Source organism: Paraburkholderia kirstenboschensis, assembly GCF_904848585.1.
In the GTDB taxonomy this organism is placed as follows: Bacteria; Pseudomonadota; Gammaproteobacteria; order Burkholderiales; family Burkholderiaceae; genus Paraburkholderia; species Paraburkholderia kirstenboschensis.
The window spans coordinates 300259-321138 of the sequence record NZ_CAJHCR010000005.1 but is presented as its reverse complement, the minus strand read 5'-3'; the positions used below and the strand labels follow the sequence as shown (position 1 = coordinate 321138).

17 protein-coding genes are annotated in these 20880 nt (G+C 61.5%); 10 read left to right on the top strand and 7 right to left on the bottom strand.

Translation table 11 applies throughout. The features are described 5' to 3' along the window. Nucleotides 1–112 precede the first annotated feature (112 nt). Nucleotides 113–1057, top strand: coding sequence for an AraC family transcriptional regulator (locus JMY24_RS16790; protein ID WP_128597512.1), 945 nt, complete (start codon nucleotides 113–115; stop codon nucleotides 1055–1057). A gap of 24 nt (nucleotides 1058–1081) precedes the next feature. Here JMY24_RS16790 and JMY24_RS16785 read toward each other — a convergent pair whose 3' ends face one another. The 4 genes from JMY24_RS16785 to JMY24_RS16770 all read right to left on the bottom strand — a co-directional run bounded on the left by JMY24_RS16785 (nucleotide 1082) and on the right by JMY24_RS16770 (nucleotide 6521). Beyond that, on the bottom strand, nucleotides 1082–1537 hold the full coding sequence (locus JMY24_RS16785) for a RidA family protein (RefSeq protein ID WP_128597511.1): 456 nt from the start codon (nucleotides 1535–1537) through the stop codon (nucleotides 1082–1084). A 240-nt stretch (nucleotides 1538–1777) separates the two neighbouring features. Beyond that, nucleotides 1778–3115 carry an oxalate/formate MFS antiporter gene (oxlT, locus tag JMY24_RS16780; RefSeq protein ID WP_128584696.1) on the bottom strand — a complete coding sequence of 446 codons (1338 nt, stop codon included), beginning with the start codon at nucleotides 3113–3115 and terminating at the stop codon, nucleotides 1778–1780. Nucleotides 3116–3687: 572 nt separating this feature from the next. Continuing rightward, a complete protein-coding gene (gene ypfJ / locus JMY24_RS16775; RefSeq protein ID WP_128584698.1) occupies nucleotides 3688–4551 on the bottom strand; it encodes a KPN_02809 family neutral zinc metallopeptidase in 864 nt (287 codons plus the stop codon). Between the two features lie 608 nt (nucleotides 4552–5159). Continuing rightward, nucleotides 5160–6521: an LLM class flavin-dependent oxidoreductase gene (locus tag JMY24_RS16770; RefSeq protein WP_128597510.1), complete on the bottom strand. Its 1362-nt coding sequence runs from the start codon at nucleotides 6519–6521 to the stop codon at nucleotides 5160–5162. Between the two features lie 252 nt (nucleotides 6522–6773). On the opposite strand from JMY24_RS16770, the gene JMY24_RS16765 reads away from it, so the two are divergent. The 7 genes from JMY24_RS16765 to JMY24_RS16735 all read left to right on the top strand — a co-directional run bounded on the left by JMY24_RS16765 (nucleotide 6774) and on the right by JMY24_RS16735 (nucleotide 15173). Further along, nucleotides 6774–7787, top strand: coding sequence for an aliphatic sulfonate ABC transporter substrate-binding protein (locus tag JMY24_RS16765; protein ID WP_413231251.1), 1014 nt, complete (start codon nucleotides 6774–6776; stop codon nucleotides 7785–7787). Between the two features lie 399 nt (nucleotides 7788–8186). Then, nucleotides 8187–9581 (top strand): GH1 family beta-glucosidase, encoded by a 1395-nt coding sequence (locus tag JMY24_RS16760; RefSeq protein WP_128597509.1) that lies wholly within the window; start codon nucleotides 8187–8189, stop codon nucleotides 9579–9581. A gap of 99 nt (nucleotides 9582–9680) precedes the next feature. After that, nucleotides 9681–10919, top strand: a complete 1239-nt coding sequence (locus tag JMY24_RS16755; protein ID WP_201702473.1) for an ABC transporter substrate-binding protein — start codon at nucleotides 9681–9683, stop codon at nucleotides 10917–10919. Between the two features lie 7 nt (nucleotides 10920–10926). Then, nucleotides 10927–11874: a carbohydrate ABC transporter permease gene (locus JMY24_RS16750; protein ID WP_128597507.1), complete on the top strand. Its 948-nt coding sequence runs from the start codon at nucleotides 10927–10929 to the stop codon at nucleotides 11872–11874. Further along, nucleotides 11874–12791: a carbohydrate ABC transporter permease gene (locus JMY24_RS16745; RefSeq protein WP_128584704.1), complete on the top strand. Its 918-nt coding sequence runs from the start codon at nucleotides 11874–11876 to the stop codon at nucleotides 12789–12791. The genes JMY24_RS16750 and JMY24_RS16745 overlap by 1 nt, the downstream gene beginning before the upstream one ends. A gap of 4 nt (nucleotides 12792–12795) precedes the next feature. Next, nucleotides 12796–14070 (top strand): ABC transporter ATP-binding protein, encoded by a 1275-nt coding sequence (locus JMY24_RS16740; RefSeq protein WP_128597506.1) that lies wholly within the window; start codon nucleotides 12796–12798, stop codon nucleotides 14068–14070. Nucleotides 14071–14120: 50 nt separating this feature from the next. Continuing rightward, complete coding sequence (locus tag JMY24_RS16735) at nucleotides 14121–15173, top strand: LacI family DNA-binding transcriptional regulator (protein WP_128597505.1); 1053 nt, start codon at nucleotides 14121–14123, stop codon at nucleotides 15171–15173. A 40-nt stretch (nucleotides 15174–15213) separates the two neighbouring features. On the opposite strand, the gene JMY24_RS16730 is transcribed toward JMY24_RS16735, so the two are convergent. Beyond that, complete coding sequence (locus tag JMY24_RS16730) at nucleotides 15214–16071, bottom strand: PA4780 family RIO1-like protein kinase (protein WP_128584706.1); 858 nt, start codon at nucleotides 16069–16071, stop codon at nucleotides 15214–15216. 685 nt (nucleotides 16072–16756) lie between these two features. Here JMY24_RS16730 and JMY24_RS16725 point away from each other — a divergent pair. Then, the gene (locus JMY24_RS16725) at nucleotides 16757–18454 is read left to right on the top strand and encodes a SulP family inorganic anion transporter (RefSeq protein ID WP_201702472.1); all 1698 of its coding nucleotides are present in this window, start codon (nucleotides 16757–16759) and stop codon (nucleotides 18452–18454) included. Nucleotides 18455–18459: 5 nt separating this feature from the next. Here the strand turns inward: JMY24_RS16725 and JMY24_RS16720 are convergent, their stop codons facing one another. Both JMY24_RS16720 and JMY24_RS16715 read right to left on the bottom strand, forming a co-directional pair. Continuing rightward, a complete protein-coding gene (locus JMY24_RS16720; protein WP_128597504.1) occupies nucleotides 18460–19098 on the bottom strand; it encodes a LysE family translocator in 639 nt (212 codons plus the stop codon). A 125-nt stretch (nucleotides 19099–19223) separates the two neighbouring features. Then, nucleotides 19224–20099, bottom strand: coding sequence for a LysR family transcriptional regulator (locus JMY24_RS16715; protein WP_128597503.1), 876 nt, complete (start codon nucleotides 20097–20099; stop codon nucleotides 19224–19226). Between the two features lie 147 nt (nucleotides 20100–20246). Between JMY24_RS16715 and JMY24_RS16710 the strand changes: the two genes are divergently transcribed. Beyond that, on the top strand, nucleotides 20247–20681 hold the full coding sequence (locus JMY24_RS16710; RefSeq protein WP_027776038.1) for a VOC family protein: 435 nt from the start codon (nucleotides 20247–20249) through the stop codon (nucleotides 20679–20681). Nucleotides 20682–20880: the final 199 nt, after the last annotated feature.

Here is a 20880-nt window from a genome sequence, read left to right as displayed (position 1 = left end):
CGCTTACACAATCCTGCAAAAATATTGAACAATTCTGCAAATCGAACGAGCCGGACGTGGCAGTCTGGCAGCGGTTGAGTATGCTCGCTTCCGTCAACGGAGTTCAATGCACATGAATCTGGCTTCTTCCGGGATGGATCCCTCGGCGTCGCGCGAAGCGGCACGCCGCGAACTGGCCGCGCTCGTCAGCCGGTTCGCGCCAGTCGACGGCGCGCACCAGACGGCGATTCCCTCTCTGGCTTTCTACCGGTACTCGGCGCCCGCCGATCTTGGCTGCGGCGTGACGAACTCCGCGTTCGTGTTCGCGGCGCAAGGCGCCAAGCGGGTCGTGGTCGCGGGGCAGGCTTACGACTACGATCATCTGCATTGCCTCGTGACGTCCGTCGATCTGCCGATGACATCGCAGGTCACGCGAGCGTCGTCCGAAGCGCCTTATTTATGCGTGAAGCTCACGCTCGATCCGCAGGCCATCGCGGAACTGGCGACGCAGTTGTGTCTGCCGGAACCGGGGGCCGTGTCGGCGGGCGAGGGCATCGCGGTGGGCTCGCTGTCGGCACCGGTTTTCGACGCGGCGCTGCGGCTCGTGCGATTGCTCGATACTCCGGATGACATTCCGGTTCTCGCGCCGCTCATCGAAAAGGAACTGCTCTACCGGTTGATGACGAGCGAGCAGGGCAAGCGGCTCAGGCACATCGCCGTAAATGGGAGTCAGACCTACCGGATCGCGCGCGCGATCGAGTGGATCCAGAATCACTACACGGAGATCCTGCGGGTCGAGATGCTGGCACAAGAGGTGAACATGAGCGTGTCGTCGTTCCATCATCACTTCAAGAACGTCACGACGCTGAGTCCGTTGCAGTATCAGAAGCAACTGCGGCTTCACGAAGCTCGAAAGCTGCTGCTGGGACAGAAGGGAGATGTCGGGTCGGTGGCTGTCAGGGTCGGGTATGACAGCCCTTCGCAGTTCAGCCGCGAATATAGCCGGCTGTTCGGGGCGCCTCCACTTCGCGATGTGGTGGAGTTAAGGCGCCGCAATGGGGTGGGATATGGCGAGTAGTTTCTTACGCGTGCCGGCTCATGTTCACCGTTTCAAGTCGAAGATGCTGTCGATCTCGACGGGGATGCCCATCGGCAACGTGTGCACGCCAAGGGCGCTTCGCGCTGGAAGCTTGCTCTGACCAAACAATGTCAGCAGAAGGTCGCTCGCGCCATTGGCCACTTGCGGATGTTGCGTGAACGATTGTTCAGCGCGCACGTAGACAGTGAGTCGGCTGCATCTGTCGACGTTGTCGAGCCCGCATGCCTGATCGACGCAGGCCAGGATCATCAGCATCGTCAGGCGTGCCGCGTGCTGGGCCCTTTCGAGAGACAGATCGCCGCCGACTATTCCGACCATCGGCTTGCCATCCTCGAACGGACCGAGACCGGAGACATAAAGCTGACTGCCTGAAACGGACACCGTTCGATAGGAGCCGAGCGGGTTGATCGGCTGCGGCAATTGGAGCCCCAACTGCGCGAGGCGTTCGGATACGTTCATGTGTGGCTCACGGTAATGTGGAGTGACGATAGAGGCGACTGTGAGATGCGCTTCACCTGTCCGTCGAACGTCAGGCTACAACGCGCATCTTCCGGTGAACACCGGCAGTCACTCATTTATTCCCGTGCGTGTTCAGTCATATCGGTCGAGCGGATCGGGAGATCGTACTCCCGCATTCCCGGACACGCAGTCGCCGCTGTGCGGCGATGCGGTCCGTTCGATTAACACTGATAACAATGATCAACCACCGTCGGCCGAGACGCGCGCCGATTCGCTTATCAATGCGCCGCTATAAGCGCTCTCGCTCGCCGGACTCGCGTGACGCGCCGCGTGCGCGCGCCGCATTGGCTTCAGCACGAAGAGTGCGAGCAGCGCGGCTGCTGCCGCCATGCCGGACGCAAGCATGAAGACGGCATGCCAGTTGCCGGTTGCCGCCGTAATGACGCTGGTGAACGGCACGAGCAGCGCAGCCGTGCCTTTCGCGGTATAGAGCAGGCCCGCATTCGTAGCCGCGAATTTCGGTCCATACGTATCGCCGCACGTGGCGGGGAACAGGCTGTAGATTTCGCCCCACGCGAAGAACACGATGCCGGTCAGCACGACGAACGCCACCGGACTCTGGCCGTATTTCGACAGCGCCAGAATGCCGACCGCTTCGATCGCGAATGCGATGAACATCGTATTCTCCCGGCCGATGCGATCCGAGATCCAGCCGAAGAACGGCCGCGTCAAACCGTTCAGCACGCGATCGATCGTCAATGCGAAAGTCAGCGCCGGCAACGTCAATCCGAGCAAGGAAACCGGAGAGTCGTGCAGGCCGAAGTCCTTCGCTATCGGTCCGAGTTGCGCGGTAGCCATCAGGCCGCCCGCGGCCATCATCACGAACATCAGGTACATCACCCAGAACACTGGCGAGCTCACCACTTCGCGCGGCGTGGCGTTGTAGACCACGCGCTTGATCGTGCTTTTTGCGGTGGCGAGCAGACTGGCCGGCGGCGCGAGCAAGGCGAGCCCGAGCAGGACGACGATGATGCCCTGGCCGAGGCCGAACGACAGGAAGGTCGCTTCGTAGCCGCTGCTCTTGATCATGTTGGAGATCGGAATGACGGTGGCCGCGGACCCCGCACCGAAACCGGCTGCGGTGATTCCCGCTGCAAGGCCGCGACGAGTGGGGAACCACTTGAGCGCATTACCCACGCAGGTGCCGTAGACCGCGCCCGCGCCGACGCCGCCTATCGCCGCCGCAATGTAGAGCAATGGCAGCGACGACGCCACCGAGTTCAGCACCCACGCAATCGCGCATAGCAAGCCGCCACCGACTACAACCGGACGCGGCCCATACTTGTCGACCAGATAACCTTCAACGGGCACCAGCCAGGTTTCAGTCACGACGAAGATCGTGAACGCGACCTGAATCGCCGCGCGGCCCCATTGATATTTTTCGTTGATCGGATTGACGAACAAGGTCCAGCCGTACTGCATGTTGGCGATCATCGCCATGCAGATCACACCGAATACGAGTTGCACCCACGGTGACGCTACCCACGACGACGCTCCTTCCTGATGATCCGATTTCATCACTGTCTCCTTTTGGCATGCCTTGTCTTGTGATTGCGGGCAAGCAGCTCCGCGGCCGACCTTTTAGACGTCGTGAAAGCGTTGGTCGAACCAATACAGTATGTGATATATCAAGTAAGTCAAGCGAAAGAAATGCGGGCATCATCAGGCGTTATTCCTGATATGAAAGGAATTTGAAGGAATGGCGGAGACTCATTCACAGGAGGCAAAAAAAAGCCCGCCGGCAAGGCCGGCGGGCAGAGGGCATGCGGCGAGACAAGGCTGTTCGCCGCACGTCCTGATTTTATAGTTGAAAGTGTTATGTAATGTTAGTTTTTTGTTTGTAGGGATTTCGAGAGTGTGCGGTACTCGTCAGACGCGATACAAATCTAGCTGCAGGCGGCCGTTCGGACGGCACGCTGATGACCGGAGATGGACGGGGCGCGCCATCCCGGGCCATCTGGCGGGCGATGTGCCCGCGTTGTTCATCGCCGCCGCGGCGCTCGCGTTGTTCACGCCGCGCAGCGACAAAGCGCACTGGCTGGCATGACACTGTAGCCTCTCAACGCGCTACGCTCGACGCCACGTCGAGATCACAACGACTGCGCCGAGAACGTATCGCACTGGCGGATATCGCCCGTCGTGAGGCCGCGCCGCAGCCAGCGCTGCCGCTGCTCGCTCGTGCCATGTGTGAATGCCTCGGGCACGACGCGTCCCTGCGATTGCCGCTGCAACCGGTCGTCGCCGATCGCGCCCGCTGCGGTCAGCCCCTGCTCGAAGTCGCCCGGTTCCATCAGCTTCGCGTTCAACTGCTGCGCGACCGCTGCCCACACGCCCGCAAAACAATCCGCCTGCAATTCGAGCCGCACGGACAGCGCATTGCCGCGCGCCTGCGACATGCGCGCACGGGCCGCTTCGTACTTGTCGGAGATACCCACCACGTTCTGTATGTGATGCCCGACCTCATGCGCAATGACATACGCCTGCGCGAAGTCGCCGCCCGCGCCGAAGCGGTCGCGCAGTTCGCGGTAAAACGACAAGTCGATATAAACCGTGCGGTCCGGCGGACAGTAGAACGGCCCCATCGCGGACTGGCCGGTGCCGCATGCGGTACGCGTGGCGTCGCTGAAGAGCACGAGCTTCGGCGCCGGATAGTCCTGATTCAACTGCGTGCGAAAGATATGCTGCCAGGTGCGTTCGGTGTTGCCGAGCACGCGGCGTACGAAGTGACTGCCGGCATCTTCGGCGGGCGGCGCGTTTGTCGTCGCACTGCGCTGCGGCGCGTTGCCTTGCAGCACTTGCGCACCGTTGATAATCGTCATCGGATTGATGCCGAAGAAGTACGACGCGGCGAGTGCGATCACAATCGTCCCAATGCCGATGCCGCCGCCCAACCGCATTCCTCCGCCTCGCCGGTCTTCGACGTTCTGGCTTTCTACTTCATCATCGAGGCGCATGTGGTTTCTCCATTGTGTCGCGCCGCAAGCTGTGACGTGTTGCGGTCTGTGCTCGCGAGTAAGCAGTAAGCATACCCGCTGGGCGCATCTCTGAGCGGTGGCGCACGCAGATAACCCGAGCGTGTTTGTTCGTGCGCAGTCGTTGTGAAATTTCAGACGCGCTGAGCGGAACGGCGAGCGCATTTTTCACCTGCCGCCGCCCGGCGTCTGTCCAAATCTGCGTGCTTGCTTTGTACCTGACAAAAACTTGGTTCCGTTGCAATGGCTCGCACATATGCTGCTCGCTCGTCACGAGAAAGTGTCGGCCAGGTGATGTAATCGGGAAACGGTGCCGTCGTCGCGGTTTGCCTACGAAGCGCCCTAGCGTGATCTGCGCGGTGGCATCTTCAGCCCGACGACGTCGACCCAGGTGCCGGTTGATAGCAGAGTCGTCTTCTTGATTTCACGTGGCGAAGACGGCGGCCCCGAGTCGAGAACTGGCATTGATCTAACGTTGCCCGGCTACCGGTCCCACCGCTTGGCGTCTGGTGGAAACTGCGGGGAGTGATGCACGAAGCCGAAGTCGTCGATAGCGGGACTGTTACGGCTATCGCTACGACGTCCGCCGCTCACGCAATCGCAGCTTCCTGTCGTGCTTCAAAGTGACGGCGGCGACTAACCGGCTGCGGCAGCCCGAAGTGTTCCCGCAACGTCCGTCCTTCGTATTCGGTGCGAAAAATGCCGCGCTGTTGCAGAAGCGGCACGACGCCGTCCGTGAAATCCCGCAAGCCGCCGGGCAGCACATCCGGCATCAGATTGAAACCATCGGCGGCCCCGCCTTTGAACCAGTGTTCGATATCGTCGGCGATCTGTTCCGGTGTGCCGACGATCACGCGATGTCCACCGCCGCCCGCCAGCGCACGGATCAACTGACGCACCGTATAGCCATTGCTGCGTGCTTGCGCGAGCGTCGCGTGGAAGAACGTGTGATTGCCGTTGCCGCCGCCGCGCAACGTGAGATCGTCGGGCAGACGCTCGTCGAGTTTCAGCCGCTCCACGCTCACGCCGAGAATGCCCGCGAGCCGCGTGAGGCTGTAACTCCATGGAATCAGATCCACCAGTTCGTCACGACGGCGCAGCGCGTCCGCTTCCGTCGCACCGATGATGGTGGTGAGACCCGGCAGCACGCGAATCGCTTCGTCACCGCGTCCAAACGCCGCCGCGCGCGATTTGAGTTCCCGCGCATAGGCCGCCGCTTCGTCGAACGATTGCGACGCCGAGAACACCGCTTCAGCGTAGCGCGATGCGAGATCGCGACCGTCCGCCGAGCCGCCCGCCTGGATCAGCACCGGATGCCCTTGCGCACTGCGCGGCAGATTGAACGGACCGTCGACGCTGAAGTATTTGCCGCGATGTTCGATGCGGTGCACTTTCGCCGTGTCGATGAAACGCCCGCTCGCCTTGTCGCCGATGAACGCGTCGTCTTCCCAGCTATCCCATAGCGCTTGCACGACGTCGGTGAATTCGGCGGCGCGTTCGTAGCGCTCTGCATGATCCGGCACCGCGTCGCGGCCGAAATTGCGCGCCGAGCCCAGATCGGCGGTCGTCACGATGTTCCAGCCCGAGCGTCCGCCGCTCAGATGATCGAGCGTCGCGAAGCGCCGCGCAATGTTGTACGGCTCGTTGTAACTGGTCGACGCGGTGCCGATCACGCCGATATGCGTCGTGGCCGATGCGATGCCGGCCAGCAGCACGGTGGGCTCCAGCGCGGTGATAGGGCGGAAGTCGATCTGATCGGCAATCGATGCGTTGTCCGCGAGAAACACCGCATCGAATTTCGCGGCCTCTGCGATCCGCGCGACGCGCACGTAATGATCTATGTCGATGAACGCGCGCGGATCCGCTTCTTCGACGCGCCACGCAGAAGGAACGAACCCCGAGTGGAGAATGTTGACGTTCAGATGGAGCTGGCGAGGCCGGGTTGTGGTCATGGACGGTTTCGGATGCGGAAGTGAGCGGCGCGAAAGCGCGAGAGAGAACGCGCGACTGCGTCTGTCGATCCTTTTGATTTTCAATCGGCCGTTGATCCGCGACCACCAATCAATTCTGGCATTGATATGCCGGAAGAGACTAAGCGTTATGCGTTCATCTGCTAAGCATAGTTAAAACGCTCGCTTATCCGTGCGATCCGCCGTTGCTACGATCGCAGTTTCATTGCATTGACCTCACCGGAATTTCGAGCCGTGACACTTTCTATCTTTCGATTGCTCGCCCGAGTGGCGCTGAGTTCGTTGCTCGCTGTCAGCTCTGCGCAGGCGCAAACCACTGGCAGTGTCCCGCCTCCTGTGAAGCTGCGGATCGGCTATCAGAAGTCTTCGACACTCATTACCATCCTGAAAGCGCGCGGCTCGCTCGAGCAGGCGCTGGCGCCGTTGGGCGTGAGCATTAGCTGGAACGAGTTTGCGAGCGGCCTGCCGTTGACCGAGGCGCTCAACGCCGACGCGGTCGACTTCAGCGCCGACGTTGCCGACACGGTTCCGGTGTTCGCGCAGGCGGCTCATGCGCGCTTCGTCTACGTCGCACAGGAAGCACCGTCGCCCGGCGCTCAGGCCATCATCGTGAAGCGCAACGGGCCCGTGCATACGCTCGCCGACCTGAGGGGCCAGCGTATCGCGGTGACCAAGGCCGCCGGCAGCCATTACCTGCTTCTCGCCGCGCTTGCCAAGGCAGGTCTCGCACCCGCCGACGTGCGCATCAGCTATCTCACGCCCGCCGACGGACGCGCCGCATTCGAGCGCGGCAGCGTGGACGCATGGGTCACATGGGACCCGTATGTCGCGGCTGTCGATCAGGCGCCGGACGTACGCATCCTCGCCAACGGCGCAGAGCTTGCCTCGTATCAGCGGTACTACCTCGCGTCGAGTAGCTTTGCCGCGGCCCATCCGGAGGTGATCAGCACTGTGTTCGCGCAGTTGTCGTCGGCGGGAGCCTGGGTTCGCAGCCATCCCGACGATGCAGCGAAACTGCTCGCGCCGATCTGGGGGTTGGACGCCACGACCATCGAGCGCGCGAACGGACGCCGCAGTTACACGGTGCGGGCAGTGGATACGCAGAACTTCGGTGAACAGCAAAAGATCGCCGACACGTTCTACCGAGCGGGGCTTCTGCCGGCGCCTGTGGAGACGGCCACAGCGCTGCGTTGGAATTTTGTCGCGAAGCGCGCGGAAACGGCGGGCGCGGCGCTCACTGTCCGTTAAATAGAGCGGCGCCATGAATAACGGGCGTCACGCGCAAGAGCCTGCAAGACAATGATTGCCTCACACGGTAAAAGGCTATCCTCTGTTGTTACTGCAAGCACCGCAATGGAGAGGCAGGTCTCCGCGGATTGGAAAAGCCCATGCGAGGCCTGCGATCGCGCCGCATTTCCGGTGCAGCGCGGCGCTGATCAATGCGTCGGGCATGCGTTGAGAGGGCGTGCCAGCACCGCTCCAGACAAACCCTGATTGCTGCGTCGAAGAGGCCACTGATATTGTTCGCGAGCGTTGAGTGGAAGCGCTTCCACTTTTGCCTTTGCAGATGTCAATGCAGTCGATTCCCGTATTTCGCCGTACCCGGTTCACTCAACTCAGCCGAGCATTCGCTTGCATGGAGAATCCGTGGCACACGACGCACTTTCCTCTCATTTGTCTGCCGATCCGTTCACGCCTGCCGCCGACTCGACGCTGTGGCGCAAGGACTTTCTGTTGGGTGCAGCCACTGCCTCGTATCAGATCGAAGGCGCGGTCGACGAAGACGGCCGCCTGCCATCCATCTGGGACACCTTCTGCGCGACGCCCGGCAAAGTGCTCGCCGGCGACAGCGGCGCAGTGGCGTGCGATCACTATCATCGCTGGGAATCCGACGTTGAAATGCTCGTTGGCCTCGGGCTCGAAGGCTACCGCTTGTCAATTGCGTGGCCGCGCGTGATGGACGCCAACGGCGCGCCCAATCGCAAGGGACTCGACTTCTACAAGCGCTTGCTGACGCGGCTGAAAGAGAAGGGCATTACCACCTTCGTGACGCTTTATCACTGGGATTTGCCGCAGCATCTGGAAGATCGCGGCGGCTGGCTCAATCGCGAAACCGCATACCGTTTCGCGGATTACGCGGATCTGATGAGCCGCGAGCTGGCCGGCACCGTCGATGCATGGGCGACGCTCAACGAGCCGTGGTGCTCCGCATATCTCGGCTATGGCAACGGCCATCACGCGCCCGGTCTTGCCAACGGACGCTTCGCCACGCAGGCAATGCATCACCTGCTGCTCGCGCACGGACTCGCACTGCCTGTACTGCGCGCGAACGATCCGGCCTCGCAGAAGGGCATCGTCGCGAATATCGGGCGCGGCACGCCCAACAGCGACAGTGCCGAGGATCAGCGCGCCGCGCAACTGTTCGAGATCCAGCACAATGCGTGGATTCTCGATCCGTTGCTGAAAGGTACTTATCCTGAGGCGCTTTTCGAACTGTGGCCGGGCACCGAGCCGTTGATACTCGACGGCGACATGCAGACCATTTCGGCACCGCTCGATTTTCTCGGCATCAACTATTACTTTCGCACCAATGTCGCGAGCGACGGCGCGCATGGCTTCAAGGACGTGCCGCTGGAAGGCGTCGAGCGCACGCAGATGGGATGGGAAGTGTATCCGGACGGTTTGCGCGATCTGCTGATCGGCTTCAGCCGCGAGTATGCGAACTTGCCGCCGGTGTATATCACCGAAAACGGCATGGCCTCCGACGACGCGGTGATCGACGGACGCGTGAACGACACGCAGCGCATTTCGTTTCTGAAGCGCCATCTTGCGGCGGTGGACGAAGCGATCAAGGCCGGCGTCGATATACGCGGCTATTTCCTGTGGTCGCTGATGGACAACTTCGAGTGGGCATTCGGCTATGAGCGCCGTTTCGGTATCGTGCATGTCGACTACGTCACGCAGAAGCGCACGCTAAAGCGCAGCGCCGAACTGGTGTCGCAATTCCTCAAGGAGCGAAAAGAGAGAAGCCAGCGCATCTAAGAGGCAACGAAAGAGGCAACGAAAGAGCAACGAAAAAGAACCAGAAGCTGGTTTGCATGTCGACTTGAAACACGGGCGCGAGCCTTCGGAGGAGACGGAATGAACAGCAGAAAAACGGTCTTGCGAGTGATGGTTGCGGCATTGGCGATGAATGGCGTGCTTGCGCATGCGGAGCCTCTGAAGGCCAACGTGATTCACTGGTGGACGTCGGGCGGCGAGTCCGCCGCGATCCGCCAGTTTGCCGATGCCTATAACAAGGCCGGCGGTCAGTGGGTCGATAACGCAGTTGCAGGCGCGGATCAGGCGCGCTCCACCGCGATCAACCGTATTGTCGGCGGCGATCCGCCCACGGCAGCGCAGTTCAATACGTCGAAACAGTTTCATGACCTGATCGATCAGGGGCTGCTCAACAATGTGGACGACGTCGCCGCGAAAGAGAACTGGAGCGGCGTGTTCCCGCAGTCGATACTCGACAGCATCAAGGTGAAAGGGCACTACTACGCCGCGCCGGTCGACATTCATATGCCGGCCTGGTTTTTCTACTCGAAACCCGCGTTCCAGAAGGCCGGCATTACCGCCGAGCCGCAAAGCTACGACGAGTTCATCGCCGATCTCGGCAAGCTGAAAGCCGCTGGCGTGATTCCGCTCGCATTCGGCGGCCAGCCGTGGCAGGAAAAAATCACTTTCGATGCCGTGCTCGCCGACGTAGGCGGCCCCGACCTGTACCTCAAGGTGTATCGCGACCATGACGCGAATGCGGTGAAATCCGACGCGTTCAAAAAGGTGTTGATTGCATTCAAGCGCTTGCACGATTTCGTCGATGCAGGCTCGCCCGGCCGCAACTGGAACGATGCGACTGCGCTCGTCATTTCCGGCAAGGCCGGTGTGCAGATCATGGGCGACTGGGCGAAGGGCGAATTCTCGGCGGCTAAGCAGAGCGCGGGCAAGGAATTTGGCTGCTTCCCGGGCTTCGGCCCGCATTCGCCGTACCTCGTGGCAGGCGACGTATTCGTGTTTCCGAAGAGCGATAACGCCACCAGCGTGAAAGCACAGAACCTTCTTGCCACGGTGATGACCTCGCCGCCCGCGCAAGTCGCATTCAGCGCAAAGAAAGGCTCGATTCCGATTCGCCCCGATGTGGATGCCGGTGCTCTCGACATCTGCGCGAAGGAGGGCATTGCGATCATGAAGGACAAGTCGCGTCAGTTGCCGAATCCGGAGATGCTGCTTTCACCCGATACGCAAGGCGCACTGATCGACGTCGTCACCAACTTCTGGAACAAGAACCAGTCGGTCGACGACGCGCAAAAAGCGTTTGCCGGCGCGTTGAAGAGCTAGGCGCAATATGCACGCGCTCAAGCTGCATGCGTCGCGGTCCAGGTCCGGGTCCCGCAAAAAGCCCCTGAAAAAGCCGCTAAAAAAGCGTTTTTCGATTGCGGCATGGCTCGCATTGCTGCCGATGGTCCTGACCGTCGTGTTCGCCTATCTCGGCACGATGGTCTGGACCGCGCGTGTTTCGCTTAGCAATTCGCGCACGTTTCCATCGGGCGACTTCGCGGGATTGGCGCAATACGTGAGGCTCTTCAACAACGACCGCTGGTTGCTGTCGCTGCAAAACATCGTGATTTACGGCGCATGTTTCATTGTCGCGTGCATGGCGATCGGTTTGCTGCTCGCCATCTTTATCGATCAACGTGTCGTCGCTGAAGGCGCATTGCGCACCGTGTTTCTGTATCCGTACGCGATGTCGTTCGTTGCCACGGGCCTTGTCTGGCAGTGGATTCTGAATCCGCAGCTCGGCGCGCAGGCTGTGCTGCATAAGCTCGGTTTCGTTCATGCGCGCTTCGACTGGATCGTCGACCAGGACTGGGCGATCTACACGATCGTCATTGCCACCGTATGGCAGGCGTCGGGTCTCGTGATGGCTTTGCTGCTGGCGGGCTTGCGCGGCATCGACGACGAGTTGTGGAAAGCCGCGCGTATCGACGGCATTCCGCGCTGGCGGGTCTATGCGAGCATCGTTGTGCCCATGCTCGGACCGTCGATCTCCACCGCGTTCGTGCTGCTTTTCGTGATGGTCGTCAAGCTCTACGACGCCGTGGTCGCAATGACTCAAGGCGGCCCCGGAACCGCGAGCGAGGTGCCGGCGAAGTTCATCATGGACTATCTGTTTGGCCGAGCGAACATCGGCCTCGCGTCGGCGGCCTCGATCGTTCTGCTCGTAACCGTGCTCGCGATTCTCACGCCGTTCTTCTATGCCCGCAGCCGCGCGGCGTTGCGCAAGGAGGTGTGATGAACACGCTCAGTTCGCCGCTGAAAAGCGCCGCGCCGCATACCGCGCCAAAGCGGCGCCGCCGTGCGGCATTCACACCGGCGCGCGTTGGTGTTTATCTGTTTCTGCTCAGCGCGGCGCTATTTTTTCTGCTGCCGCTCTACGTGATGCTAGTCACGTCCGTCAAGCCGATGAGCGAGATCCGTCTCGGCAATCTGCTCGCTCTTCCGGCGCATTTCACGCTGCACGCATGGAGCGCGGCGTGGGAGTCCGCATGCACGGGGCTCGATTGCAATGGCATTCAGGTGGGCTTCTGGAACTCCGTGCGTATCGTCGTGCCGAGCACCGTGTTCTCGATTGCTATCGGCGCGGTGAACGGCTACGCGCTGTCGTTCTGGCGTCCGCGCGGTGCGGGCATGCTGTTCGGCGTGTTGCTGATGGGCGCGTTCATTCCCGTGCAGGTGATGGTCTATCCGCTCGTGCGGGTACTCGCGAGCGTGCATCTGTTCAGTTCGCTGCCGGGCATCGTCGTGATTCATACGATCTTCGGCATGCCTGTGATGACGCTGCTGTTTCGCAACTACTACGCGTCGATTCCGCAAGAGCTTTTCAAGGCGGCGCGCATCGACGGCGGCGGTTTCTGGCGTATCTTTGTCCAGCTGATGCTGCCTATGTCCACACCGATCATCGTGGTGGCGGTCATCATGCAGGTGACGGGCATCTGGAACGACTTCATTCTCGGCCTCGTGTTCGCCGGCACGAAGAATCTGCCGATGACGGTGCAACTGAACAACATCATCAATACGACGACCGGCGAGCGGCTTTATAACGTCAACATGGCGGCGACGATTCTGACCTCGCTGGTGCCGCTTGCTGTGTACTTCATTTCGGGCCGCTGGTTTGTCCGCGGCATTGCGTCGGGTGCGGTCAAAGGGTAAAGCGATGACCTACGTGGTTAAACAGGCGAACACGCTCGCAAGTCCACTGACAGGCGCGGCTGACATGACACAAGCTGCGGACGCGGCACAGATCGACAACCTGCCTGGCGTCGCCGGCGCCGCGGACACTGCGCATGCGGCGAACGTTGCGGTGCGCAATCTGACCATCCGGCTCGGCGGTAACACGGTGATCGAAAACCTCGATCTCGACGTGCAAGCCGGCGAATTCGTCGTGCTTCTCGGCCCCTCGGGCTGTGGCAAGTCGACGTTGCTGCACAGCATTGCCGGGTTGATCGACGTGACCGACGGCAACATTGAAATTGCCGGTGAAGACATGACGTGGGCCGAACCGAAAGATCGCCGCATTGCACTCGTATTCCAGTCATACGCGTTGTATCCGACCATGAGCGTGGAGCGCAATCTGTCGTTTGCGTTGCGCATCAACGGTACGCCGAAGGCGGAAATCGCGCGGCGTGTGGCGCGCGCCGCCGAGATGCTGCAACTCGGGCCGCTGCTCAAACGCAAGCCGGCGCAACTGTCGGGCGGGCAACGGCAACGCGTGGCGATAGGCCGCGCGATCGTGCGCGAAGCCGACGTGTTTCTATTCGACGAGCCGCTGTCGAATCTCGACGCCAAACTGCGTACCGAACTGCGCCGTGAGTTGAAGCAATTGCACCAGCGTCTCGGCGCAACGATGATCTACGTGACGCACGACCAGGTCGAAGCGATGACGCTCGCCACGCGCATGGCCGTCATGCGAGGCGGCGCGATCCAGCAGTTCGGCACACCTGCGGAAGTCTATGCGCGGCCCGCCAATCTCTTTGTCGCGACGTTTCTGGGCACGCCCGCGATGAACCTGGTTAACGGCACGCTGGAGCAGCGCGACGGCTCGCTGCACTTTTGCGCGGGGCAGTGGCGGCTCGACGTGTCGAACTACGCGTTCGTCGATCAGTCCGGCGAATCACAGTCGCAATCGCAATCGCAATCGCAATCGCAATCGCAATCGCAATCGCCGCCCCGGCCATGCGTGCTAGGAGTTCGCGCCGAAGATGTACGCATTTGCCCGACGCAGACCGGCGAAGGCGCTGGCGAGCGCGCAAAAGTTTCGCTCGTGGAGCCGATGGGCAACCACCGCGTCGTCTGGCTCGACTATCATGGAGAGCAGATCGCGTCGATCGACCAAAGCAAGACCCCGGTAATGCCGGGCGATACGCTGGCGTTCTCGCTCGACAGCACACATGTCTCGCTCTTCGACGCGGCGAGCGGTGCGCGTTTGTAGCGCGCCGGTGTGCGTGTCGTGGAAAACGGCATGGTGTGACGGAGAACCGTGTGGCAACACTGAAAGATGTCGCGGCGCTGGCTGGTGTCGGCATGTCGACCGCGTCGCGGGTTATTTCCGGCAAGGGCCCGGTCTCGGCCGACGCCGCAGCGCGCGTGCGGGCTGCAATCGAGCAGTTGAACTTCCGTCCGTCTTCCATCGGCCGCGCGATGGCCACGCAGTCGCTCGGCATGATCGGTATTTTCGTGCCGACGTTTTTCGGCTCCTATTACGGCACCATCCTCAAACAGACCGACACTGAGCTACGCGCGGTGCGCCGGCATGTGGTGGTCGCGACCGGCTGCGGAGAAGTGTCGCCGCGCGAGCAGGCCATCGAGGCGGTGCGTTTTCTGATTGGCCGCGATTGCGACGGCGTCGTGGTGATCAGCCATGATCTGCACGATGAAGACCTCATCATGCTGCATCGAATGCATCCGAAAATGGTGTTCCTCAATCGGGCGTTCGACCAGTTCCCGCAAGCCTCGTTTTGCGCGGATCATCGGCACGGCGGCGAACTGGCCGCGCGCACGCTGCTTGAACACGGCCACCGCGAAATCGCCGTGATTTCCGGGCCGTTTACGGCTTCGGACAACCTGACGCGGCTCGAAGGCTTCTTCGCCGAACTCGAGCGCGCTGGCATTTCCCGCAGCGACGTGACCTTGATCGAATCTGACTTCTCGCCGGAAGGCGGCTATGCTGCCGCGCAGAAACTGCTCGATTTGAAGCGGCGTTATACGGGTCTTTTCTGCGCAAACGACACAATGGCTGTCAGCGCGCTCGCGCGTTTTCACCAGGCTGGCATTTCGGTGCCGGACGAATTGTCGGTGATCGGTTACGACGACGATTACTCCGCCGCTTATGCCGCGCCCGGCCTCACGTCGGTGCATATTCCAACGGCCGAACTGACGCAAAACGCGGTGCGCTGGCTCCTCAACGAGTGCTATCGAACCACGTGGGAGATATTCCGCGAGTTCCCGGTGAGCGTGACGATGCGCGAGTCCGTGGGACCGGCGCCGGGCGCCAAGCCGGCTTCGATTAGCGCGTCGCGCTGCGGCGGTGCCTGATCGTTTCTTCCGAAGGCCGCGTGCGGCCTCTTACTGAGCGTCAGGCGCCGCTGCGCAGCGCTTCTTCATGGCGCTGACGCGCCTCTTCTTCGAGCCGCGTGTCCTCGAGTTCCTGCAGCACGGCTTCGAGATCGACCGGCGTCGTATCGGCTTCGACGTGACCCGTCAACTGCGCATCCACGTGCAATGCGCCGGCTTCGTAAAGCGACCAGATTTCCTTGCCGTAATTCGTTTTCAGCAACGCGGGCGCAAAGCGGCCGAAATACGTGGCGAGGTTGTTCACGTCGCGCTCGAGCATCGCGGGCGCTTCCAGGTTACCGGCGGCGTCCACGGCTTGCGGCAGGTCGATGATCACGGGACCGTCGGCGGCAAGCAGAATGTTGTATTCGGACAGATCGCCGTGAATCATGCCGGCGCACAGCATACGCACGACCTGATTGACGAGCAGTGCATGCAGTTCGAGCGCGCGCGCCTCGCTCAGATCGACGTCGTTCAGACGCGGCGCCACGTTGCCTTCCGCGTCGGTCACGAGTTCCATCAGCAACACGCCGTCGCTGCAAATGAAGGGTTGCGGCACGCGCACACCGGCGTTGGCCAACTGGAAAAGCGCACTGACTTCGGCGTTCTGCCAGGCCTGCTCCTGCACCTCGCGACCGTAGCGGCTGCCTTTTTCCATCGCGCGTTGCTGACGGCTGTTCTTGACCTTGCGACCTTCGCGATACGACGCAGCCTGACGAAAGCTGCGCTGTTTGACGTCCTTATAGACCTTTGCGCAACGCGTGGAGTCGCCGCTGCGCACCACGTACACGGTGGCTTCCTTACCGCTCATCAATTGGGAAATGACTTCGTCGATCAGGCCTTCCTCGACTAGCGGGAGCAAACGTTTCGGTGTTTTCATGCGACCGCCGGGATGTTGCGGGAAACGCGGCAGTCGTGCGCGGCGGGCGGCGGGGAGAAGTGGTGCGGGATTCGAGTCATGCCGGATTATAAACGCTGCGGTCGCGCGGCTCTTTATAGACGCTGCAAGCTGCTGCCACGCGATCCAGCACGAATGACGGCTACCAGTGTCAAAAGCATTTCCCTCGCGCACTGAACTGGACTGTTAGCGCTTCTCGCGCCGCGATAACCGCGACAACGTTTGCGCGACCGAACTTGTACCTTTGACATCTGCTCCGACGAAGCGCTTTGCATTTTTACCCGCCGTTTCATGGGCTAAAATGCGCCGCGATCCGGCAATGGTGTAATAGTCCGCAACAGTGCTGTGCGGTTTTCGCACATTTTCTCCGCTACCTTATCGCGTAGACTCGTGGGCAACGAAAACTGGTTACGGGGTATGAGATGTTGGCGGTTTTCTTCATTGCCTGTCCGATCTGCATTGCGGCGCTGTTCGGTTTCGCGCTGCATGTCGATCCGCGCACAGGCCACTTCAAACGTTGATTCTCAACGTCGCGATTTTCACCGGCACGGGCAAGTAAATGCCGTTGACGGCCTTGAGCCGTCGCCGGTTTTGCCTGCGGGCCTTGCCTTCAAGTGCCGAATCGCGGCACGATGCGCGATAACCTGAGTTTGGGGCGGCATCGCGTATGCAAGAATTTCTGGGGAATCTGGCGACACGCGCAAGCGTGCTCAAGGGCGTGCTTCCATTGAGCCGCGCGGCGGCGTTGCGCGATGTGCTGGCGGGCGTGCAACTCGCGTCGATGGACATCCCGCAGGTACTCGGCTACGCGCGCATTGCGGGCATGCCGGCTGTTACCGGCCTTTACACCGTCTTTCTGCCGCTTATCGCGTTTGCCTTCTTCGGCGCATCGCGGCATCTCGTCGTCGCGGCGGATTCGGCCACCGCCACCATCTTCGCGAGCCGCCTGTCGACCATGGCGCCCGTTTCGAGCGCGGAATACGCGTCGCTCGCCGCGATGGTCGCATTGCTTACCGCTGCGCTGTTGTTCGTCGCGCGCATTTTCAAACTGGGCTTTCTGGCCGACTTCCTGTCGCGCACGGTGCTGGTGGGCTTTCTTGCCGGAGTTGGTGTTCAAGTGGGCATTGCGATGCTGGGCGACATGCTCGGCTTGGCGGGACATGCGGCGCGCAGTGTGGATCAGCTTGTTCTCGTCGCGCGCGACTGGACGCAACTCGATGTTCCGACGCTCGCGATTTCCGTGCTCGTCGTCGTGGCAGTTCTATTCTTCAAGCGTATGTGGCCGCGTTTGCCCGTGCCGTTGATTGCGGTGGTGGCGGGAATCGCCGCGAGCGATATGTACGGTTTCGCCGCACGTGGCATCGCGGTACTCGGTCCGGTGGCCGGAGGCTTGCCGCCGCTGCGTATGCCGTCGGTGACATGGCAGCAGGCGCTCGATCTCGTGCCGGTCGCCGCCTCGTGTTTCGTGATGATCGTCGCGCAAAGCGCCGCGGCGAGCCGCGTGTTCGCCGAGCGCCATCACGAGGCGACCGACACGAATGCGGACCTGCTTGGCATCGCCGTGGCCAATGCAGCCGCAGCGTTTTCCGGAGCGTTCGTGGTGAACGGCAGTCCGACGCAGACGGCGATGGCCGATCGAGCCGGCACGCGCAGTCAGTTTGCGCAGATCGTGTTCGCGGCCGTCGTGGTAATCGTTCTGCTGTTTCTCAGCCGGTTTTTGCAGTATCTGCCGCGCTGCATTCTGGCAAGCATCGTATTCACAATCGCGGTTGGACTGATCGACCTGAAAACCTTGCTCGCGATTCGCCGCGAGAGTCCGGGCGAGTTCGCGCTCGCAGTGTTCACAGCCGCGGCCGTGGTGCTGATCGGCGTCGAACACGGCATTCTGGTGGCGGTCGCGTTGTCGTTGCTGCGCCATGTGCGCCACAGCTACCGTCCGCATACGATGATTCTCGCGCCCGGCGACGACGGCGTCTGGGTGCCGGTGCCCGCGGTTCCCGGCGCGCAGACTGCGCCTGGGTTGATCGTTTATCGCTTTGGCGCCGACCTGTTCTATGCGAACGACCACTTTTTCGTCGACGACGCCCGGCGCCTGATCGATCACGCGCCGAGCGCAGTGCGCTGGTTCGTGATCGACTCGAGCGCGATTACCGACCTCGATTATTCGGCGTCGCGCTCCGTCGGCGAGTTGTGCGGGCTGCTGAAACAAAGCGGCATCAACGTGATTTTCGCTCGCGTGAACCCCTATTTACGCTCGGATATGGACCGGCACGGCATCACGCCGATTATCGACAGCAGCTGCATTTTCGGCACGTTGCACGAAGCACTGCGCGCGGCGGGCGTGGACCAGCCCGAGGCGCAATAAAGGCGTTAGCTTCTCGACGTCAGCATCTTCAGACCGGCAACGCCGAACATGATCGCGAGAGAGCCGTCCAGCCAGCGCCGGATCGCGACGTAGACGCGCCGCGCGGATGCCGTTGAAAACAGCAGTGCATAACTGCTGAACACGGACACGCCAATGCACATGCAGCCGAGCACGATTGGCGCTATATGGGACGTACCGCCCGCTGGCGACATTGCGAGCGACACGATCGACATCCACACGAGAACGGCCTTCGGGTTGGTTAGATGCAGCAGCAGGCCACGCAGATAGAGCCGTTTGAGCGGCTCGTTGCGGCGCGCCTCGCTCGCGGGCAGTGCACGCGGAGCGAAGGCCGAGCGCGCCGATTTGAAGCCGAGCCACAGCAGATAGAGCCCACCGGCGATCTTGATCGCGACGAGGCATTCCGAGCAGGTGGCGAGTACCGCCGACAAACCGAGCGAAGCCAGCAGCGCCCAGAAGAACGATCCCGACACCACGCCCAACGCGAATGTGAGCGCGGAACGGCGGCCCGCGCTCATTGCGAGAGACATGATGGCGAGATTGCTCGGGCCCGGGCTTGCCGTGCCGACGAAGTAGGCGCTATAGGCGATCAGGACATCGGCGGTGAGAAAGGCAGTAGGCGTCATGGGCTGCGACTCGGGGGCGGGCAGTGGGAACGACGATTCTGCGCGCCGAAGCATGTAGCGCACAGGTACAGTTGAACACGCGTCGGTCGGCACACTCGTGCGCCATTCTGCATTTGCGCCGCGTTTTATTGGTTCGCCGCCGTTCCGATGCATTCGGCGAGCGCGCCGGCAACCGCCTGACGGCTATGTCGCGGACGCTGGACGAGGCCGATCTCGCGATGAAACGTCGCGTCTTCGAGCGACAGGGCGGCCACGCCGGCAGGCCACTTGCCGAGGCCCGCGGTGTCAGGAATCAATGCGACGCCGATGCCGCGCGCGACCAGTTGCACGATCGCCTGCAATTCATCGAGTTCCAGCACGTCATGTACGTTTATCCGCGAGCGCCGCAAGAAGCGGTCGACCAGCCGCCCGCCGAACGAAGTACGGTCGTAGCGGATAAACGGCTCGCTCTTCAACAGTTCGCGCCACGATTGCTTGCCGCGCGCGAACGCTTTGGGCACGAGCAGCACGAACGGTTCAGTGACGAGCGTGCGCCATTCCAGTTCCGACGGCAGTGCAAATGGCGGCTTGATGATGACGGCCAGGTCCAGTTCGCCCGAGTCGACCTGTCCGAGCAGGTTGAGCGATACGCCGGGCACGACGCGAATCCGCCAGCCTGGACGGTCTACCCGAAAGCGCGACAATGCGTTCGCGAGAAACGACACTTGTGCCGATGCAATGGCGCCTATGCGCAGCATGCCGCTCTCCGCCGCGACCGCGCCGCGTTCGGACAGGCGCGCGTAGAGCGCCATCATTTCCTCGGCGAGCGCGAGCGTTTCGCGCCCCGCGTCGTTAAGCGTGGCGGAGCGGCCCGTGCGATCGAACAGCGCGAAACCCAGCTCTTCTTCGAGCCGCTGCATCTGCGCGCTGACGGCCGATTGCGTGAGCCCGATGCGAGCGCCCGCGCCGGAAAAAGTCCCATACTGGCTCACAGCAATGAAAGTCTTGAGTTCGGAAAGCATGATTCGATTGATCGATTCTGGTGTTGGTCAGGTCAAATATATATCGTTTCTCACCATTTTTACTTGTGGTTAAGCTAATGGCGAATCAGGCAGCTTGCCACCGGGATCATCAACCGCATCACCTACATAACCAGCGAGCCTCACATCATGAGCGTTGCCGACACCGTCTTGCCGCCGTTTCATCTGGCGTTTCCTGTTCATAGTCTCGCCGCTGCGCGCGAGTTTTATGGCGAATTGCTCGGCTGCCCCGAAGGGCGCAGTTCGGAGCAGTGGGTCGATTTCAACTTCTACGGGCACCAGATCGTCGCGCATCTCGCGCCGGAAGAAGTGGGCCACCGCCAGACCAGCAAGGTCGACGGCGACGCCGTGCCGGTGCGCCACTTCGGCGCCGTGCTTTCAATGGAGCAATGGCAGGCCGCCGCGGACAAGCTGCAGAAAGCGGGCATCGACTTCATCATCGAGCCGCATGTGCGTTTCAAGGGCGAAGTCGGCGAACAGGCGACCATGTTCTTTCTCGACCCGTCGGGCAACGCGCTCGAATTCAAGGCTTTTGCCGATATGTCGTCGCTGTTCGCGAAGTGAAAGTATGAAAAAAGCGTAGGATGATTGAAATATGACGGCGGCCCGCCAGCGCCGAGGGCCGCCTGTCAACGGCCTTTCCTTACGATAAGCTTCCTGACATTCCCGCCATTTTCGCGTCATGCAGGTGTTGGTGCCAGCGATCTAGCATAAGCGCCAGTTCCCCATCCCTCACCTGCTTCCTGCAGTCACCTGCACTTTA

Bases quoted from the DNA above. Each gene is read 5' to 3' on its own strand.
- JMY24_RS16790 (WP_128597512.1), top strand. From the start codon at position 113: ATGAATCTGGCTTCTTCCGGGATGGATCCCTCGGCGTCGCGCGAAGCG.
- JMY24_RS16785 (WP_128597511.1), bottom strand. From the start codon at position 1,537: ATGAACGTATCCGAACGCCTCGCGCAGTTGGGGCTCCAATTGCCGCAG.
- oxlT (WP_128584696.1), bottom strand. From the start codon at position 3,115: ATGAAATCGGATCATCAGGAAGGAGCGTCGTCGTGGGTAGCGTCACCG.
- ypfJ (WP_128584698.1), bottom strand. From the start codon at position 4,551: ATGCGCCTCGATGATGAAGTAGAAAGCCAGAACGTCGAAGACCGGCGA.
- JMY24_RS16770 (WP_128597510.1), bottom strand. From the start codon at position 6,521: ATGACCACAACCCGGCCTCGCCAGCTCCATCTGAACGTCAACATTCTC.
- JMY24_RS16755 (WP_201702473.1), top strand. From the start codon at position 9,681: ATGAACAGCAGAAAAACGGTCTTGCGAGTGATGGTTGCGGCATTGGCG.
- JMY24_RS16750 (WP_128597507.1), top strand. From the start codon at position 10,927: ATGCACGCGCTCAAGCTGCATGCGTCGCGGTCCAGGTCCGGGTCCCGC.
- JMY24_RS16745 (WP_128584704.1), top strand. From the start codon at position 11,874: ATGAACACGCTCAGTTCGCCGCTGAAAAGCGCCGCGCCGCATACCGCG.
- JMY24_RS16740 (WP_128597506.1), top strand. From the start codon at position 12,796: ATGACCTACGTGGTTAAACAGGCGAACACGCTCGCAAGTCCACTGACA.
- JMY24_RS16730 (WP_128584706.1), bottom strand. From the start codon at position 16,071: ATGAAAACACCGAAACGTTTGCTCCCGCTAGTCGAGGAAGGCCTGATC.
- JMY24_RS16725 (WP_201702472.1), top strand. From the start codon at position 16,757: ATGCAAGAATTTCTGGGGAATCTGGCGACACGCGCAAGCGTGCTCAAG.
- JMY24_RS16720 (WP_128597504.1), bottom strand. From the start codon at position 19,098: ATGACGCCTACTGCCTTTCTCACCGCCGATGTCCTGATCGCCTATAGC.
- JMY24_RS16715 (WP_128597503.1), bottom strand. From the start codon at position 20,099: ATGCTTTCCGAACTCAAGACTTTCATTGCTGTGAGCCAGTATGGGACT.
- JMY24_RS16710 (WP_027776038.1), top strand. From the start codon at position 20,247: ATGAGCGTTGCCGACACCGTCTTGCCGCCGTTTCATCTGGCGTTTCCT.